Source organism: Flammeovirga sp. OC4 (assembly GCF_000812565.1).
Lineage (GTDB): Bacteria > Bacteroidota > Bacteroidia > Cytophagales > Flammeovirgaceae > Flammeovirga.
Genome location: NZ_JTAM01000105.1, coordinates 1 through 20674, shown reverse-complemented (window position 1 = coordinate 20674; position 20674 = coordinate 1). Strand labels below are relative to the sequence as shown.

At 34.4% G+C, this 20674-nt stretch carries 14 protein-coding genes; 6 read left to right on the top strand and 8 right to left on the bottom strand.

All coding sequences use genetic code 11. The annotated features are described in order from the left end of the window. Positions 1-262: 262 nt before the first annotated feature. Positions 263-2269: an LruC domain-containing protein gene (locus PL77_RS28355; RefSeq protein WP_172665969.1), complete on the bottom strand. Its 2007-nt coding sequence runs from the start codon at positions 2267-2269 to the stop codon at positions 263-265. 379 nt (positions 2270-2648) lie between these two features. On the opposite strand from PL77_RS28355, the gene PL77_RS28350 reads away from it, so the two are divergent. From PL77_RS28350 to PL77_RS31205, 5 genes are all read left to right on the top strand, one after another. Next, complete coding sequence (locus tag PL77_RS28350) at positions 2649-3161, top strand: VOC family protein (protein ID WP_044213007.1); 513 nt, start codon at positions 2649-2651, stop codon at positions 3159-3161. Between the two features lie 245 nt (positions 3162-3406). Beyond that, a complete protein-coding gene (locus PL77_RS28345; protein WP_052444816.1) occupies positions 3407-6034 on the top strand; it encodes a glycoside hydrolase family 2 protein in 2628 nt (875 codons plus the stop codon). Positions 6035-6150: 116 nt separating this feature from the next. Further along, entirely contained in the window at positions 6151-7395 is a 1245-nt protein-coding gene (locus PL77_RS28340) for an AGE family epimerase/isomerase (protein ID WP_044213004.1), read from the top strand. A 359-nt stretch (positions 7396-7754) separates the two neighbouring features. After that, complete coding sequence (locus PL77_RS28335; RefSeq protein ID WP_044213001.1) at positions 7755-8555, top strand: aldo/keto reductase; 801 nt, start codon at positions 7755-7757, stop codon at positions 8553-8555. Positions 8556-8775: 220 nt separating this feature from the next. Further along, on the top strand, positions 8776-9762 hold the full coding sequence (locus tag PL77_RS31205; protein ID WP_052444815.1) for an AraC family transcriptional regulator: 987 nt from the start codon (positions 8776-8778) through the stop codon (positions 9760-9762). 66 nt (positions 9763-9828) lie between these two features. Here PL77_RS31205 and PL77_RS28325 read toward each other — a convergent pair whose 3' ends face one another. Further along, positions 9829-11700, bottom strand: a complete 1872-nt coding sequence (locus tag PL77_RS28325; RefSeq protein WP_044212998.1) for a DUF3604 domain-containing protein — start codon at positions 11698-11700, stop codon at positions 9829-9831. 273 nt (positions 11701-11973) lie between these two features. On the opposite strand from PL77_RS28325, the gene PL77_RS28320 reads away from it, so the two are divergent. Next, a complete protein-coding gene (locus tag PL77_RS28320; protein WP_172665968.1) occupies positions 11974-12957 on the top strand; it encodes an AraC family transcriptional regulator in 984 nt (327 codons plus the stop codon). 223 nt (positions 12958-13180) lie between these two features. Here PL77_RS28320 and PL77_RS28315 read toward each other — a convergent pair whose 3' ends face one another. From PL77_RS28315 to PL77_RS28290, 6 genes are all read right to left on the bottom strand, one after another. After that, the gene (locus PL77_RS28315; RefSeq protein ID WP_156152588.1) at positions 13181-13420 is read right to left on the bottom strand and encodes a hypothetical protein; all 240 of its coding nucleotides are present in this window, start codon (positions 13418-13420) and stop codon (positions 13181-13183) included. A 27-nt stretch (positions 13421-13447) separates the two neighbouring features. Further along, positions 13448-14638: a PepSY domain-containing protein gene (locus PL77_RS28310; protein WP_044212992.1), complete on the bottom strand. Its 1191-nt coding sequence runs from the start codon at positions 14636-14638 to the stop codon at positions 13448-13450. Beyond that, on the bottom strand, positions 14638-15258 hold the full coding sequence (locus PL77_RS28305; protein ID WP_044212989.1) for a hypothetical protein: 621 nt from the start codon (positions 15256-15258) through the stop codon (positions 14638-14640). Before PL77_RS28305 ends, PL77_RS28310 begins: the two co-directional genes overlap by 1 nt. A 354-nt stretch (positions 15259-15612) precedes the next feature. Next, positions 15613-16857, bottom strand: a complete 1245-nt coding sequence (locus tag PL77_RS28300) for a hypothetical protein (protein ID WP_044212988.1) — start codon at positions 16855-16857, stop codon at positions 15613-15615. A 324-nt stretch (positions 16858-17181) separates the two neighbouring features. After that, positions 17182-19539 carry a TonB-dependent receptor gene (locus tag PL77_RS28295; RefSeq protein ID WP_052444814.1) on the bottom strand — a complete coding sequence of 786 codons (2358 nt, stop codon included), beginning with the start codon at positions 19537-19539 and terminating at the stop codon, positions 17182-17184. 349 nt (positions 19540-19888) lie between these two features. Next, positions 19889-20617, bottom strand: a complete 729-nt coding sequence (locus PL77_RS28290) for a porin family protein (RefSeq protein ID WP_082026780.1) — start codon at positions 20615-20617, stop codon at positions 19889-19891. Between the last annotated feature and the right edge of the window lie 57 nt (positions 20618-20674).

Sequence of the window (20674 nt, the reverse complement as noted above, 5' to 3'; positions counted from 1 at the left end):
AATGAAGAAGAAAGAAGTTTGAAAGTAGACCCAATAAAATCTAGTAGAATTATAGATTAAAAGTTACTTTTATACAAGCATCAATAGGATCTACTTTCCTCTTCGTTTCTTCACGCTTTTCCCTTCAAGACCAATCCTGATTACAAATCAAAAGTCAAGAGTTTTCTCTTCATTTTTCGATCAATATGAGACTTCATCACATATAGAAAAAGACCATCAACAATGATGGCCTTTCCATTACAACTAATATGAAACTTGAAATCTAATCTTCTACTTCTTCTAGGTCTAAATACATCTTATCAGTATTTCTATTCCCTTCATCATCGGTATACCAATTTCTGAAGGATAGACCATTGGAGGTGACAAACCTTACAAAGTTATTGTAAGCTCTTGTGATGTCGATGTTCTCTTTTGGAGGATGAAACTTGTGTGTAATACTTAAGCCCCAAGGGTGTCCTGAACCAGTTCTATAGTCACCAGCATCAACACCGGCTGTTCTGTAAGCAGTATTAAACTTAATGGTTGGTTCGTGGCCAGGTAAATGGATTTCTCTTGCTCTTTCTTGAGCAAAAATAAATGGATTGAAATCTGCAAAACCTAATGTTTCTACTGAAATAGGTGAAGTAAAGACCATCTCCATATCAATAGGGTCACTAAATTTAATGTTTCCTGTATTTTTGACAATGGCATTTTGATTATCAAATACAATAATTACAGGATGATCATCACTAACGCCTGTTTCAGTTCCTTTCCCATTCAATGATACAAGGTTGGTATTTATTACAGATCCAGTTACTGAGGCTAGAGAATCGATGTGGAATGGCATGGCAATTCCAAAACCAGAATTGAAAGCTGCTTTCACACTTTTAGCCACATATTTTGTTTTTACCTTCACTACTTCATTTCTAGCATTTGTAATATAATTATGTCTGTAGTGAACTATTACATCATTAAAATCATAATCTCCTTCATTGGGATATAAATCTTCAAAGGCATAAGTACCAAACCCATTTCTTCCTGGGTAGTAGTTATTAAATGCCATCGTAGGATCATTTGGATATTCATCAAAACCATCACTTATACCATCTCCATCGGCATCGTCATTCACAAAATCATCTTCGGAACAGATAAACGCGGCCAAGTCATTGATGTTTCTATTGTATCGTTTTACAATGGCATATGAACCATCATTTTTGTCCATTCGTATAATTTTCGAATTTTTTCCATTTGTGGATACATAGATGTTATCAAAACGATCAATGGCTACACCTGTTAAATAGTATGGAAAATTATCAGCACTAATTCTTGTCGCCGTATATACCGTTGTATCTGAATTCATATCTAATCTGTATAAACCTCCGCTACAAGCTTGGTATAAGTCTCCTTTTGAATCAAATACTAAATCACCGCCTTTATTTTTTGAATCAGGTAGGTTTTGTACAGAGATATTTTTTAAAACAGATCCGTCAGAAGGGTCTAATATTGCATAGGCTCCTTTTGTACCGATGTACAGTTTACCATCCTTAAGAGTCATTCGGGGGTAACCATTATTTAAATTGTTATCTATAGTTCTCATAGTATCAATTAATACTGAGACACCTGTAGATAAAGTATGACTATATAAATTACCCTTTACATCATAGTACATGACATCATTTTCTTGATCGTAAGCCATTGCATAGCTATTTTCATATATATCAGGGTATTCGGTGATAGTGTAATCATTTTCCTGATGAATCGTAAATGCTTTGCCTTTACCGTTTATCGCTACCAAATAATCTTCACATGAACTCCTTGTTCTTTTGTTTGAGGAAAATTGATCGTAAGCAAAACTATCAATCATATTAGAGTTTTCATCAAATGAGAAAGTTAAAAAATTGGAGACTACATTTACTTCTTCCTCCCATATCAGACCTACTGCATTTTTCGTCATGTATAGCTTTTCTACATAGGAAGGTACAGTAATGACAGTTTCAAAAGCTCCCATTTCAGTTGAAACGGCATTTTGAATTTCAACCTTTTCCTCATTATTATCAATGTAGTATAGTTGAAGCATACTTTGTCTTGGGTAATTAGGAGATATTACTTTTATGTGTAACTCTTTTGAGGTTGAATAGTTGAACCCTTCGGGTACTGTTACATCTGCAAAAGAACTCGTTGTAGTTTGAGATGTGTTATCCGTGATAGGTGTCGTATCATCAGTGATAGTTGTCGCACATGACCAAAGTAATGACAGAATCGCAATTTGTAATAGGTAGTGAACTTTCATAAGGTTTAACATTATTGAATATTTTCAAATCTAAACTTAAAACCAAGAATCAAGAATAATAATTCATTGGCAATCTATTACTTGTGTAATGTGATTATCAGAATGAGCACTAAAATTGAGGATTTATGGAGTGATTTAAAGGCATAAATTGAAATAGTACCATAAAAAAGCATAATAGTTCATGTACTAAACATTGGCATATGCATAATTTTTTATTCAAAAAAATACATTTTTTCATCTATCACCATTGACTTACTTCATTATCATTAGAATTGTAAGAGAAGTATAGATAAGATTAAACTATTGATTAAGGTTTGATAATTAATTGATTACCAATAAATTAAAAACACTAACTATTTAATCTTGTCGAAATCATAATATGAAAACAAAAGGATTACCTGGTAATAAAGGAATTGAACATTTTGGTTTTACTGTTCCAAACTTGAAAGAAGCTGTTGACTTCTTTGAAAATATAATTGGAGCTAAAGTGGTGTATAAAATTGGCCCCTTTGGAGCGGATGATGATTGGATGGAAAAACATTTAGGTGTACATCCTAGAACCAAGATTCCTGAGGTTGCTATTGTAGAATGTGGAAATGGTTCAAATATGGAGATATTTGAATTTGAAACCCCTGAAGGTGAACAAAATCAAAAAATGCCAAAGAATTGTGACTGGGGTGGACGACATTTAGCATTCTATGTGGAAGATATAGATGTAGCAGTGCGGTATCTGAAGGATCAAGGTTTGGAAGTACAAGGAGAACCTACCATCATGACAGAGGGACCTAGTGCAGGTGAAAGCTGGGTTTACTTTTTATCACCATGGGGCATGCAATTGGAACTAGTCTCTTATCCAAATGGTAACGCCTATAATAATTATAAGATGGATTAATTCTAAAATGCAAGACTTTCAGACAATTAAGTAGTTTGAAAGTCTTTTTCATTCAATAATAACATCCTCTAAGCAGTGCCATATTTATCAAAAATGATAAATAATTACCTATTTAAAATGTACATTTTTTACCTTTTCTCTTTTGACATACCGCTTTTAAAATAAAATTTACCCATTCCTCTTACCCGGCTCGAATAGATTTGTAAACAATACAATTCTAACTCTTTATTTTAATAAGTATGTCGATGAATAAATACTACCAACTACAACTGATTGCAGGTATATTAAGTATGAGCTTAATTTTTTTAACCTCTTGTCACAAAGTAAATCAAAATCAAAAAATGAACAAACAGACCATTTCCCTATTAGATCATTGGGAATTTAAACAAGTCGAAAAGTCAGAGTGGATGAAAGCAGAGGTGCCGGGAACTGTACACACCGACCTTATGAATAATGGTAAAATTGAAGATCCTTATTACCGCATGAATGAAAGAGAAGTACAATGGATTGACAAAGTAGACTGGGAATATAAAACGGCATTCAACATTGAACAATCTTCTCTTAATAATCAACATATCAACCTTCATTTTGATGGAATTGATACGTATGGCATTGTCTACATCAATGATCAAAAAGTGGGAGAAACAGACAATATGTTTAGAGAATGGGATTTTGATATCAAGCCATTTATTAAAGAAGGTCAAAATACTTTAAGAGTGGTATTGGAGTCTCCTATTCAAAAAGGATTAGTGGAATTAGAAAAGCATGGTTATGGACTTCCTGCTGTCAATGATCAGTCTGAAATTGGTGAATTAGGTGATAAGCAAGTTTCCATTTTCACGCGTAAAGCAGGTTATCATTATGGTTGGGATTGGGGTCCGAGATTAGTGACTTCCGGAATTTGGAGAGATGTAACGGTTCAGTTATGGGATAATAATAAGATTGACAATGTATTAGTACATCAAAATACAAATCAAGAAAAAGCGGATTTAACCATTACAACTGCATTAGATCAACCTTCAAAGAAGGCTTTGAAAGTGGTGGCTAAAATTGATGGTAAAGTGGTGAACGAAACTACATCTGAAGCTAATGCTACTTCTATTTCTCAGCAATTTACCATTGAAAACCCTGAGCTATGGTGGCCTGCAAATTTGGGAGATCCACATTTATATCAATTGGAAATTGAGCTTTATGAGGATGCTGAATTATTGGATATTCATAAAGAGAGAATTGGATTAAGAACCATCAAAGTAGTGCAAAAACCGGATGAAGACGGTAATGGAAAAAGTTTCTATTTTGAAGTAAATGGTCGCCCTGTATTTGCCAAAGGAGCCAACTATATTCCTAATGATTTATTCCTCCCAAGAGTATCTGATTCTACTTACCATCATATGATTCAGTCTACTTTAGATGCCAATATGAACATGTTAAGAGTTTGGGGTGGTGGTATTTATGAAAATGACATCTTCTATGATTTATGTGATGAAAAAGGAATTTTAGTTTGGCAGGACTTTATGTTTGCTTGTTCGATGTACCCTGGAGATAAAGCCTTTTTAGAAAGTGTGAAACAGGAAGCGATTGATAATGTAAAACGATTGAGAAATCATGCAAGTATTGCACTTTGGTGTGGTAATAATGAAATGGAAATGGCTTGGGCTCCAGGTCGTGAAGACATGGGTTGGGGTTGGAAACAACAATACACTCCTGTCCAACGAAAAGACATTTGGAGAGATTATGAAAAAGTGTTCCATGAGTTATTGCCTGAAGTAGTGACTGAATATACAGATGATCAATTCTACTGGCGTTCTTCTCCTACAGGTGGTGATGGTGAAATAGCACATTATGAGCACCGTTCTGGAGATATGCACTATTGGGGTGTTTGGCACGGAGAACATCCTTTCTCAGATTTCAGAAAGTACATTGGACGTTTTATGAGTGAATACGGTTTCCAATCTTTCCCCGAGTTCAAATCGGTGAAGAAATATACAATTCCAGAGGATTATGATATTGAGTCGGAAGTGATGGCCTCTCACCAAAGAAGTGGCATTGGTAATTTGAGAATCAAAAAATACATGGAAGATCATTATCAAGTGCCTACTGACTTTGAAGATTTCCTTTATGTTGGACAACTTTTACAAGCGGAAAGTATTTACTCCGCAATACAGGCACATAGAGAAAAAATGCCTTATTGTATGGGTTCTTTATATTGGCAACTCAATGATTGTTGGCCTGTAGCTTCATGGTCTTCTATGGATTTTTATGGTGAATGGAAAGCCTTACAGTATTTTGCAAAAGACGTGAATAAGAATACTTCTTTGATTGTAAATCATGATGATAAAAAGCTTTCGGTGAGAATTGCTTCTGATATTGATATTAAAGATGAATCAGAGTTGAATATCAAACTGATGAATTTTGAAGGCAAAGTATTATTTGATATTTCTAAGGAAATCCAACCTATCGAAGCCAATATGACAGCAGAAGTATTCTCAAATAAAATTGGAGAGATCATAAAACAAAGTAAATCAGATGAGATCTTATTGGTAACTACTCTAAAAAATAAAGAGGAGGTTGTAGATACAGATTATCATTATTTTGTTCTACAGAAAGAATTGAGTTTACCTCAACCTGAATTGGAGTATACGTTTACGGAGAAAGGTAATGACTTGTTAGTGACAGTCTCTTCTGATCAGCTGGTTAAAAATTTATTTATTGAAGTAAATCAAGAACAAGCGGAATTAACAGACAACTACTTTGATGTTTTACCACACCAAAAAGTAGAAGTATTAATTTCTAGTCGTAAAAACGAGAAAATTTCTAAAAATAACTTGAGATTTAAGCATCTTCAACAAACTATGGTTGAGGTTGTGAAATAATTTTATCCATCATTTAACCCATCAATACACATGATATAAAATTATCGGTTATTGGTGGGTTTTGTGATTCAAAGAACTCCTCTTAACTTTGGCTCTCAATAAATAAAAAATGAAATATGAAAATTAAATACTTAACTATCTTACTTACTTCCCTCCTGTTTTTTAGATGTTCTAAACCAAGTGAAAAAGAAAAAGTAACGGATCTGTATGAACAACAAGCCAAGCAACTCATTGGCTTTTTTGATGATCATGCATGGTCTGAAGAACTAGGAACCTATTATTCTGAAATTGATAATGAAGGAAAGGTAGTTTCCAATAAAGTGTATACAGTAGCCACAAGTAGATTGATCTACGGCCTTTCATTTGCATCAAAATATGATCCTGCCTACTTGGAAAAAGCCCAAAAAGTCGCTGAATTCCAAAAGCAAAATCTTATTGGGAAATCAGATAAGGGATCTTTCTCACATTCATATGTTGAAAAAGCAAAAGCAGGAAACCAAACCTCTTTGGATGTTTGGCAACAGGCGTACGGATTATGTGGATTGTCTGAGTTATACCGACAAACGAAAAATCCTGAATTATTGCCTATTCTTCATGAGCTTCATCATGGATTTATTGCTCGATTTAGAGATACAGAAAAAGGTGGTCTATGGGGAAATTATGATGTTGAAAAAGGACAAGTTACTGGATCAAAATCATTACAATCTTTGATGTATCCATTGACGGCTTATATGATCAACCTTTGGGAAGCTGATCAAGAACATAAGGAGCTTTATGAAAGTCAGATAAAAGAAAACTTATCTCTGTTGTATCAATATGGGTGGAATCAAAATACAGAATGGGTAAATGTGCAATTCAATGATGATTGGTCTCCAAAAATAAAGGAAGATGGAACAATGGATTTTACCGTTACAGTAGGTCATAATTTCCAGCTATCCGCTTTATTACTCAGAGCTTCAAAATTCCAATTTCTAGATCATGAAACAAAAGAGAGATATAAGAAGCTAGGACAACAGATTATTGATATCACTTTGAAGAAGGATATTTTTCACCAGCAAAAAATACAAAGGGGATTTTATTCAGAATTTGACCCAAACACTTCTAAAGTTTTGGACAACAGAAAGACTTGGTGGCAACATGCTGAAGCAATCATAGCATTGTCATTGTATGAAGGAAAATATGGTGACGAAGAACATTTGTTTGAACAATATTTCTTTAATACCTTTGTTGACCGTAAATATGGAGGGGAGTATTTTTATGCTACAAAAGAGGATCAACCGATCACTTCTGAACTGAAAGGAAGCATAGGAAAGTCTACCTATCATACAATAGAAATGATACGATTCTTAAATAAGAAATAATATAAATTCATTGTATACAAAGCTTTTGTTGAGACTTTGAAGAATTTAGAAATAGCACTTCATTTTAAAATATGAATTAGTGGAATTACTATTATTTTAGTAGTGCCTCTTGTGGCATTGAAGGGAAAAGCGTTAAGAATTACATTGAACAAGCCGTTAATAATGATTTTAGTGTTTGAGCAAAGCGAGTTTAAAATCATTTAGGTGAGTGAAATGGAATTTAGCTTTTGACTTCTAAGCCTTGAATTTTTTGCTTCGTTTTTGTTTCAAGACAAAAATGAAGAAGAAAGATGATTGAAAGTCTTACCTCTTAATGTTTCACAAAACTTCAATTGCAATGCAATAAACCTATAAATAAAATGATGAATCTAAATGATGGGAATCAAATCCCTAGCCTTGGTTTTGGTACCTATTTATCAAAAGACGAAGAAGTAAAACAAGCTGTATTGGCGGCCTTGAAAGCAGGTTACCGTCACATTGATACCGCTATGATTTATGAGAATGAAGAAGGTGTGGGTCAAGCAATTAAAGAATCTGGTGTTCCTAGAGAAGAATTGTTTATCACAACAAAGCTTTGGAATGAGGATATTAGAAATGAAAATGCTGAGGAAGCATTAAAATTAAGTTTGAAGAAACTTCAGTTAGACTACATTGATTTATACTTGATTCACTGGCCTGCAAAAGGTTATGTGAAAGCTTGGGATCAATTAATTGAGTTACAAAAATCAGGTTTGATCAAATCTATTGGCGTTTCTAACTTCAATCCTCATCATTTAAAAGATTTAGAGGAATCAGGTGTTGTTCCAGCTATCAACCAAGTGGAGATTCATCCTAAATTACAACAAGCGGACTTGATTGCTTACTGTAAGGAAAGAGGAATTCAAGTTCAAGCATGGGGACCATTAATGCAGGCAGCTTTATTCCAAGATGAAACGCTTACAGCAATTGGTGAAAAGTATGGAAAATCTACTGCTCAAGTGATGTTAAGATGGCACTTACAAAGAGGTGTGAATGCATTGCCTAAGTCAGTTACCCCATCAAGAATTGAAGCCAATTATCAAATCTTTGATTTTGAATTATCGAAAGAAGATATGGATAAAATTGCAGAGATGAATGAAGGAAAACGTGTTGGTCCAGATCCTGAAACATTTGATTTCTAAATGAAATTGAAAAGTCTTATATAAAGAAAAATCCACTTTAAACATTGAAGTGGATTTTTTTATAACTTAAACTACTAAACTTATATTTACGTGTTCTATACAACTTTGAGTTTGCTCTTACTACATTACAAAAATACTCAACAAAGAGTACGATTTATTGACACAAAAGCTTTAAGATTTTACACAAAAGCTCTAAATTGAATAGAATATTTAATTAAATATGGATGCAGGAAAAGAAATACGATTTACAGTAAATGAAGGCGATATCAATAACTATATCGATTCATTTCTTGATAATCTTGGGGGAAATTTTAAGGATAACGAGTATACTTTAAATAATAGATTAGGGAGAATTGATTGGATGTTATTGGAGCTCATTCCGGGATTTCAATTGGTTGTCGGTGGAGCCGATATGAAGTATCCTGTTTTTGTTGAAAGAATTGAAAATCAAAAAGGTTATGATCTGCATATCAGTGTACTTCGGAAAGGGGTTATGCATCATCAATTTGAAGACGAAAAAGAGGTCATTAAGCAAGAAGATTCAAATGACATGTTTATTTCTAATGGTTCATTTCCGCTTGAGACTATTCTCCCGACGAAGCCTTATCAAGCCATTGGTTTTAAAATAAAAAAGGAGACTTTTTACCAATTATTTCCAAATTCAAACTCATTTTATGAAGAGCTATTTCCTAATAATTCACCTTTAAGATATCACTTAAAAAAGACTAACGAATTAGAGCTTTTACAGGATGAATTATTTCATCTTCTGACTTTGGATGATTTAAAAAAACCACTTATCATGTCCAAAGGGCTAGAATTATTTGCTTATACCATCAAATCGATTCAAAATCTTATTGGTAAAGATGAGTTGTATGGTTTGCATATTGAAGATTATAATCGACTACTTGAGATAAAAGAACGATTACAATCTGATTTCGAGGATAAAATTGTACTAGAGGAAATCGCATCAGAATTTGGTATTAGTGTTTCTAAATTGAAAAGGGACTTTAAAACGGTTTTCAACACATCTGTTTATCAATACCATATGAATTATAAAATGGATGAAGCTTATAAACTTCTCCAAAGTGGTAAATATACCGTGAGCCAAGTTGGATATGATTTGGGCTATAAAAATTTAGCGACGTTTTCTAGAATGTTCAAAAAGGTGAAAGGAATGAAGCCTACAGATGTGACTGTGATAAAATAAAAAAGCAACAACCGAAATAATTCAGTTGCTGCTTTACTACTCATCTAAACAATAACGTATGAAAGATTATTTTGCATTGTACCAAATTGGTGATGCATAAGCTCTTTCTTGTGTTTCTAACTTAACACCCTCTCCTACTTTAGAACCGAAGAATACTTGGTCATAAAGTGTCCAACGTGGAGTTGGGATTTCTAAAACTCTTACGTAGTAGAATGCATTTTGTGAAGCGTCAAACTCAGGATCTTCCCAGTAAGTTACTAATTCTTCAGCACCGATATCGTTTGTATAAGTTGCCTTATCATAGTCGATAGTCGAACCTACATTTGTTTCACAAACACCTGCTTTGTTGATCTTACGGTTATCTGAAACAGCTGCATCAAATACTTTTTCGAACGTATTACCGTCAGCATCGATCCAACCTTTAATTACTTGTACACGATCTAAGTTTGCACCGTCAGGGTCTTTTTGAGCTCTGATCATGAAACCTGGAGTTTTACCGTTGTTAGCGTCAATATCGCCACCCATTGGTACACCTTTAGCGTAACCGTTATCTACTAAGTTATCTAAATCGTTGCTTGAGAAATCAAATCCACCGAATACACGAACTGACATACGAGTACCTGAAGTAGCATACACTTCTTTACGCTCCATTGCGTCAAAGATTGACTCACGAGTGTTCTCTTTTGCCCAAACTGCACAAAGACCACCAGCACCATTTTCACCTCTCATAATTGAAAGTTCTTCTTTGATACCTTTTACCATGATACCATCTCCACGTCCTGGACTTGGCTCCATAAATGCACCTTTACCAAAGTAGTTTTCATTTCTTTGAGATGAGATACCACCGTGTGCATCTGTTGAACCAATCATACCGAATTTGTAAGGGTTGATACCAATCTTACGTTCGATTTTAAGACCTTCTAAGTAAGCGTAACGAGCATACTCTTTGTAAAGCATATCGTCTGTTTTCTCTACAGAACCCATCATGTTACCACGTGACATTGTCACGAAATCAGCAAATTGATCATCTGGAGAAATATTAGGATGCGCCTCAGAATCACCTTTCATTTGTGAAACCTCAACCATTGTTTCAAAACGGCTTCTTGTTTCAGCCCACTCTTTTGTTAACTCATTACCCTCATACGTTTTATCATCAAACATTAATCCGTTTGAGAAGTTCGGGTTGTGAGGGATAGCCAATACTCGACCACCAGTAGTTTCTTCATACTCCGCTAAGAATTTCCACATATCTTCTGGGTTTCCAGAATCGAAAGCAGAATATGGGAAGTACTGAAGTGTTTCCTCTGCACCATCTCTGAAGATTAAGTTTCTATGTAAGTTATTAGAGTTAGGAGCTGAAGTAAATTCATAACCAATGAACGTCGTAAATTTACCTGGCTCGTTATATTTTTCAGCATTATCAACCACACGTCCCCAAATCGTTTCTACCATTTCAGGTACATTAATTTGGTCTGTATTGATATTACGAGCCCATTCTAAATATGCATTATAACCTTCTCCGTTTTTAAACATCTCCAACCAACGTTTACCCGCTTCACTTTTCTGCAAAAGTGGATCTTCGTTACGAATAAAATCTGAAAGACCTAAGTTCTCAGCGTGATCAGAAAGTAATACGAAGTCTAAAGGACGAATTAATTTAAATTTAAATCCAGACTGTGCAGTTACTTCTTCACCTCTTGCAGCGCGGTAAGCAATATCTGGACCTGGCTCGATACCCAAGAATCCTGCATCTGTTGACCAGAATGTATGGAAGTGTGTATCACCAAATAGTGGTTTATCATAATTTTCAGGAAGTGGGCCCGGATCAAAATCTCCGATATAGGGAGAATATTCTCTTACTTCCTCTTGCTTTGTGTCTTGTGCTGTACAAGACAAGAAAGTACCGGCAGCTAAAGCTAGTGCTAATAATTTTTTCATAATCTATTTGTATTTTTGATAATTGTAAATCAATAGTTTAATAAGAAGCATTTTCGTCTTGAGTTTTCTTTATTAATTATTGATAGTACAAATCTAGGGCAGTTCAGGGCCAAATTCTCTTCCAAAAAGACCAGCGTCACACCCAAAAAGACCATGTTGCTTTATGCTTAATCTCCTCTCAAATAGTTTAACTTTTGTTCTAAAATTAAACTCCTTTTTTATGAAACTATCTATTGTAATTACCTAAATTAGATGTTGCAAAAAATTAGAAATATGGATACGTTTAATCTCAATTTTAAAGAAGGCATGACCGTCAACCTTGTAGAAAATCTACTTCAAGAGTTTGGTGGTGAGTTCCTCGATGATCATCAGTACAGATATAAAAAAGGGAAATCAAAAATTGAGTTTGATATTTATTTATACTGGGAAAAGTTTGAGATTCTATTAATTGATTTTTTATCAGATCTAAACTTTACAACTTCAAGAACTACAGACGAAGACCCTGAATTGTTACATATCAACTTGATTAAAAATGGAGAGATTAACCATTTCTTTGATGACAAAGAAGAGTATCTAAAAGCAGATAGTCAAAAAAGAGTGCTTATGCATAATGGCCTTTTTGAGATCAATAACTCTGCACCTGCAAATACTAGAATACAGACTGTTGGCTTTCGTATTTCCAAAAAAATAATTAAAGAGATAATGCCTGAATATTTGGAGGAAATCAATACAATTTTCCCAGAGGATACAGGTATTGCCTATCATACAGCTCTTCCTGCAGAATTAATCATCTTATTGGATGACATGTTTAAAATCAAAGAGTCCGCAACTAAACCCACTCCTTTGATCTTAGCCAAGGGTATTGAAATATTAAGTAAGCTTTTTGATTCCATCATCTCATTAAGAAAAGAAGATGATTTTAATGGATTGCACATTCAAGATTATCAACGACTTTTAGAAATAAGAAAAAAACTAGTGAATAGTCTGGACCAAAAAATTGTTTTAAACGATTTGGCGATGGACTTTGGGGTAAGTGTCTCAAAACTTAAAAGGGATTTTAAAACGCTTTTCAATACCTCCGTTTACCAATATCACCTGCAAGTAAAAATGGATGAGGCCATGAGGAGATTAAAAAGTGGAGAGTATTCAATTTTAGAGATCAGCTTGGATTTGGGGTATGAAACTCCTTCTAAATTTTCGCAGATGTTTAAGAAAATCAAAGGAGTGAATCCTAAAGAAATTTTACCTTCTAAATAAGAAGTCCTCATCAATCCATGAATTAATTCATGGGTTGATGAGGAATAAGGATTTAAGGACAATCTTTACGTGCACCATAGTTAAAACTATGGGCAGGTAATATGATAAAACTATCAAGACTGAAGTCTTGAAGTTTTAATACCGTAGACATCACTTTAGTGTTCTCGGAGGATATACTACTTGCCCATCACTTTAGTGATGGTGCTCGTTGGTTTAGAATATATTACTTCATCGCAATCAAACCAAACCTCTGTTTTTTATAACTTTTTGAGGTCTTCTTGATTTTCGACCAATTTTCATTTTTGGTTGTTTCATTTTGATAGAAGCAAACCTCTGCTTCAATTTCCTCCTGCTCCAAGTCAGCTATTTTCACTCTTTCTCTTTGACTGAAATCAACATTCCATAACCCTATCATGGTTAGAATGGCAGTGATCAATAAATAGTTTTTTCGTTTGTAGCTCATGATAATAGTATTTTTATGTTGAAGGATTTAAAGTTTTCTAACCCAAATCAATATTCCTGTGATTGGTAAAGCACACCCGACCAAAGTCACAATGAAATAGAAAATAACACCTGGAAGACCTAAAATCTTACCTGTATGCAGTGGAAGTGAAACAGCTTTAAACTGATCAGCTAGTGTGAAATCTTCAAACAGAATCGCTTTTTTAAACTCCCCTTTTTGATTATAAATCACCTTATCGGGTGCTATAATATTAATCCAACCTTCTTGATTAATTTTAGTTACTTCAATTTCTGTTTTATCATTAACCGCTAATGATATCGTTGTACTTCCTTTATAAGGTAAACGCTGATTTACATCTTTAAGAAGATTATCAAGAGAAACATCAAAGTTTACTTTTTCTACCTTATTCATTTCTAGTGATTCTTCTAAAAAAGAAGCAAACTTTTCCGAAAGTTCACCTTGGACTTCCTCTTTGTTGGATTCATTTAGAACAGGCTGACCTCCCAAAGAAACCAAAACAGCACTTTTTACCCAAGGGTATGCCACATACAAACCTGTAATAGAAACAAAGACCAAAGGGAAAAGGAAATAAAAACCAATCACTTTATGGAGATCATAAATGATTCTTGGCAATTTTGCAGACCACTTTACATTCAAACTTGCCTTCAATTGTTTCTTGTTTTTTGGAAACCAAAGCACAATTCCAGACAACAAAAGGAAAACAAAAATGATTACTGATACGCCCACGATCTGTTTTCCCACTTCACCCAATAAAAGGTTTTTATGTAAGGCTTTTATTGTTTGGAAGAAGTGAGCTGTGGATACATATTGCTTACCAATTACTTCCCCATTGGAAGGGTGAATATAAACGCTTCCTTTTTGATCGAGTGTTGAGTTTTGATAGGAAACTAAAACATTTCGATTGAATTCAGCCGGATAGTCTATTGCTCTAACTTCAAGTCCTTTCCTTGTAAATTCAATGTTGATATCATCTGGTGTTACCCATTCATTGGCACTTTTATCTTTGTTGAAAACAACATCATAATTTAGTAATTCAGTGATTTGATTTTTGAAAGCAAACACTGCACCTGTTAAGCAGACTACGATCAAAACGACACTGGAAAGCAGTCCAAGCCACAAATGTGACAAGGACACAAAGTACTTCAACAGTGATTCGTTTTTTCTCTTTTTTCGAAGTAAAGATCTAGAGAGTTTCATTATTTTGATGTGAATTGACCTCTATAACTTTCTTTCATTGTTAATTCAATATACTGAGCATATTGCTCCTCAGAAAACACCTTCTTCAAGGCATACTTTCTCGATTCATTAAATTGATTCCAATACATTGAAGCAGTTTGTCTGTTACCATGGAATTTATCATGAGCATCATGGAAGGATTTAACAAATGCATTATTTATCGCTAAATATTGATCTACTTGAGCTGAATCCAACGATAATGTTTCGATCACTTCTGCTTTCAATTCATCAGAATAATCTACCACACCTGGCATATATCTTTTAATAAATTCATGAGTGATTACTTTCTGTTCCTCATTTAGAATATTCTCTAAAACATGCTCTTGATATTGATATGATACACGTAGAAGTTTATTTCTTTCTTTTTTAGAATCATTGCCTGAAGCTTCTAAATCCGCTAATAAGGACGCTCTATCTTCATCAAAAAACTTGATAATTTCATCATATTTTAATGTTTGTTCGACTGAAAGATTTAATTCTAATTTTAGTTTTTCGAAATCCATTCCTGATTTCTTCACTTTCTCTTCTGAACAAGAAAATAGAACTGTGATAGTAGCAAGTATAATAAGTATCTTTTTCATTTTGATTGAAAATTTAAGACAAAAGCATTTGGAGGCTTTATTTAAAATTGGGGTAGATAAGTAGTATTTAGAAATCGGTGATTTCTGATGATCAATGGGACACGAATGACGCTGTCGCTTAACATTCGCGCCAGTGGTTTTACTTCTTTTCCCTAGCGCAAGAGTTAAGCGATAGCGTCTCTTGTGCTTTTAAGATATTTAGAAGTCTCTGACTTCTAGCATAAAAACATCCAATTTATTCTTCTGCCTAGACTTAATTGGTTCTAAACTTTTTGTGTTGTACCCATGAGTGATGTCATGGGCTTTAGATTCAAACATCTACAACTCTATTGGGTTGCATGAGTCTTTATCGTCTTATTTATAAATTCCTTGGACGTAAATGTTACCGCCATCTAGTTTTGCTCCTTTTTGAGCTGTATTTCCATCAAATTCCCAGATGTAGGCATCCGATCCAACCGGACTAACAGCCATATAGAATTTACCTTCATGAACAGCCCCTGATTGGTAGAACCACATTCCAGATTTTGGTACGTCATAAAGTATTTCTACTTCTTGTTGATCTACATCGATATAAGCCATATTATAAGAATTATTATGGTCAATACTTAGGTCATCAATTGCGATATATCCTTTACCATTTCCTACATGATGCCAGTTAACTGTTCCTACTGATTTTCCAAATTGATTTGCTATATTAAAGACATAATCTTTGTCGTATTCACCTTCTCTATTCAACCTCACAATAACTGCATCAGAACCTTCAGTGGTCATATTGACTTGATAAACAAAATTATTATGTACGTACATTGACTTTCCTCTGAAACCATACGTATCTCCTTTCGATGCATCTGTAGTAACGATTTTAAAACCATCTAAACTAGGATAATCAACTACTATAGTCGCCATTTCTTCAGGACGTTCTGTACTAGGTTCCCCGTTGTTGGGTTGACCTAATAAACGGTACTGTGCACCATAGAAAAGCTTATTTCCCATGATTACTGGAGCATCAACTCTGTTTACGTATGCCTCACCAATCTTATAAGTACCCAAGTTGTGTTCTACAAAATCTGTAGAGGCGTTGAAGTGTAAACCAGGAATAGAAATTTTTACAATTTGTAGTGTTACTGTAACTTCTGTATTTTCATCATTAAATGTTTCAACAACATTATGTGCCAAAAGCATATTGTCACTCACTTCAGCATATCTTGGATGTGTACCAACTAAATGACTGATATCGATCTCACTTACTTTATTATAACTTGATGCTCCATTATGCTCCAACTCATAGATTTGACCTGTTCCATAATTCAAATTATAGATTCTACCACCTGCGGTTAAGACTCTGGCAGAACGCTCTCCATCCATTTCATAACCATTATTTATAAACGTCAAAGTAGTATCTGTAACATTTGTAGTGGGTTGCATAAAGACAGAAACATTTTCGTCTGGATCTGTAACATCTGCAGCTACATGAAATACATCTTTATCTATTGGTCTATCGCCTTCATAAGAATGATCGTCTTTTGAGCATGACGCAAGCGTACTCAATACTGCCATTGCTCCAAAAGCTAATTTCTTTGTTGTATTAATTTTTAACATGGTTTGATTATTTATAATTTTCGTATCTATTTTTCTATTCTCTAATCCATGACTGATGTCATAGGCTGTTGATGTTGTTTTTTAAAATATCGTGTAGTTTACCTATCATATCGCAAGTGTTAAGCCGTAAGGCGTCACTTGTGATGACACTTTGGCGAAGTCTCCCGACTTCGAATTTTAAAAGCCACATTTTACTCATTTCGAAGTCAGGAGACTTCGCCAACAAACAGTTCCAAGTGACGCTAACGCTTAACACTTGAAACATGGTCATCGTATCTATTCTTCTATTCCCATGATTGAAATGATAGGCTGTTGATTTAGTGTTTAAAATATCGTGTAGTTTACTTTGAAATAAACTCCCCTTCCTGGCTGTTGAATGGCGAAGTTGTCGAACACCTGAGTGTTAAACATATTCTTCAAGTCAAGGCTCAATGCCAGTTTATTGTTAGGTAATCTGTAGGAAACGCCGAAGTCGTTGATCAACTGACTTGGAATAATATCTTTGTTATCGCTTCCTATATTTTCCCAATGTCTGTAGTAATCATAGACATATCGCATATTCCAAAACATGGATAGTTCTCCTTTTTTGATCCATTGTTTACTAAATCTATATCTGACACTGGAATTAAACTGAAGGAATGGTTCGTTTTTCAAACGTGATCCATAATACATGTTTTCTCTCCCATAAATGTCATAAAGTGACATATACCTAGTATCATTATAAGCCCCTGACAAGATGATTTCAAACTGACGTTTATAGTCATAGTCGATTTGAAAATCTATGCCTTTCGAAGTAATTTCACCGAAGTTTTCATTGACAAAAATGTCTACTCCATCTACCACCTGCGTACTCTGCTGAATCATATTCGAGACGGAACGATGGAATAATGTTGTCGAAAATGTCATTGAATGTTCATTCCAATGATATTCACCAAATCGTAAACCTAGGTTGACATTTTTACTCACTTCCGGTTTTAGATCAATGGCTGCGTGAATATTTTCGGAGAAGTTACCAAACAACTCATCAGGTTCTGGTAATCTTACCGCTTGTTCAGAAGAAAGCTGGATAGTGATGTTATTTGTAACATCATAACCGATGGCTATACCATACCCATAATTATTGTCTGAATTGAAATGATATACAGGATAGTACTCACCATTTCTATATTCATGATCCAGCATATTGACACTGTAATTATAGACTTTACCAAAAACGTTGGTTCTTAATCGATCGTTAAAAGACGAGTTGGAATAAGATAAACCCATCAGATTCTTAGACATCTTTGTGTAATTATTACTAGTATCTTGGCCAATTGGAGCCTTTCTGTTGAATGCCGTTCTTTTATATTCTGTATGAATGACATTAAAATTAAATCTATTCTGATCATTGATACTGTAGCTCGCATTAAAACGATTAATCAATGTGCCTTCATCCGTAGTAGAATGCAATGGTGTTCCTGCTTCACCTCCACTAGGATTTTGTGCCCAAATATCTCCATGCCAGTTGTATTTGTTGGTCGTCGAATCTACCAGCGTTCTTGAGTTGATAGCATAAGAAGTAAATAAGTCTACCTCTAATCCTTCTGTCAAGAAATCACTTTTCTTGTAATGAACACTTGGAACAATATTCCCTTGTGTGTAGAATCTTTCACCAAATGGGACATTCATAGTAGCTCCATGTTGTACTTCTTTATACATATCAGAGTACAGAAAGCTAACCATCAATTGATCTGCCCATTTTACATCTGTAAAACCGAAATCTACTTTTGTACCCATCGATTCAAACCCGTCATTAAAACGTTCTGCAACGATAGACCGGTCTATTCTACCAGTGTTTGGATCTACAACGTAAACGTCATCTCCCCAAACCTTATAATTATTGTCGGAGTAATTGTAAAATACAGAACCTCTGAATGTTAGACCATTATTTTTATTTCTGTAATTACCATTCAATGCTACTTGATGCGTATTAAATGACCCAGCTGAATAAGAAAAGCCTAATGTATTTTGACTTTGATTTTTTGTTTTAATATTCACAGCTCCGCCTAATGCATCTGCTCCCAAATTAACAGGAACAACCCCCTTGTAAACTTGCATTTCTCCAATTAATGAAACAGGAATGGAGTTTAAAGAATAAGAAGCACCGTAATATTCCATTGGAATTCCATCAATAAAGAACCTCACAGAATTACCACTCAAACCATTGATACTGTATCGTGTTCTAGAGCCCAGACCACCTTCATTCCTCACATTAATTCCTGAAGTTTGATCCAAAATAGCATTCAATTCTACGGATTGGATTTCAAACTTCTCTGTTGAAATCGATGTAGAAGAATACCCCTCTTTTTCCATTTTAGTAGCCTCTGATTCTCCGTATACAACAACTTCATCCAATTTCACATCCTCATTTTCTAATTGAATAATGATATCTGAATGATGCTTTTTAGATAACTGAATACTTACCGTGGCAGTCTTATGCCCTATATGATTGACGATTAATTCGACTTCTTTTTGATGTATATTTTTGATTTCAAAACTCCCATCCTCTTTTGTATATCCACCTTTATCCAATCCCTTCACCACAACAGTACAAAATGGAATAGGCATATCATCTTGATCTACTACAACACCTTGTAGAGATAGACCTTGCCTACGTTGTCCGTATGCCAAGGGAGATATCATAAATATCAATACTAGAGGGAGCAAATATCGATGTAACATAAGGTTGATAGTTTTGTGTTTTAATTCAATCGACGTATTTTTTATTAGCAATACATTATTAACATTCATAAATTAATGCTTGAGTAATGCGCTTTAAAAACACAGTAGTTTTTAATAACAATACAAATGTAGGTGGTTGCATCACCCTTTTCTCTCCCTAAAAGATCAGCCACACTCCCAATCAGGTCACTTTTCTTTTTCATAAAAAAACGAAGAAGAAATACGTTGTTTCTTCTCCGTTAAAAGCAAATATATAGATGTGTGTAGTAAATTAATTTGACATAATTACGGGTTTCTTTATCAGCAGAAATTAGAATGTATACCCAACTCCTAACTGAAGATTCAGATTTCTCATCCAGTTCTCTTCAATAGGAGAAGCATTGATATTATTCAAACCAACAATTGTTCTACCTCCTACATGAAAATTGGAGTTAGGTACTTTGTATTGCAATCCCATTGTAAAACTCACTTCTACTGGTTTGAACTCTGTTTCGCTGATTAATGCATTAATGTCATCTGTAATATCCACTTCAGTAGTCACTGATCCATCTAAATACTCTCTATAGGTCGCAGTTCCATCATAGCTAAGATTAGAACGAGTAAGGAAACCAACAATAAAACCTCCTTCTAATGTCCAGTTTCTTTTCTTACCCATAGAATATTGAGCAACTAATGGAATGGATAAATATTCTGTTCTTATATTTAAACGACCGTCCATCTCAATAGAGAATTTATCGTCCCCTAAATCAGGATCAAGGTCTGAAGCATACATGGATTCATACATATCCAATAATCCAAATACACCATGCTGACCATATTGGATTTCTGCTTGTAAAGCCCATCGGTCATTGATTTTGTAGTTGGTATAAACGCCACCAAATCCACCGAAAAGGAACCCTCCGTCATCCGGATCAGCTACTACAATAGCAGAGGTGTTCAATCCACCTTTCACACCAAAAGTAAAAGGTGATTTTGTTTCTTGTGCCATCAAACTTTGGCTAAATAGCAAGCACAACAATGAAAATAATAAAGTTCTCATAAAAAGGGTTTTAGTTTTTATAAAAATGAAGAGGCTGTCTCATAACTAGTTTATGAA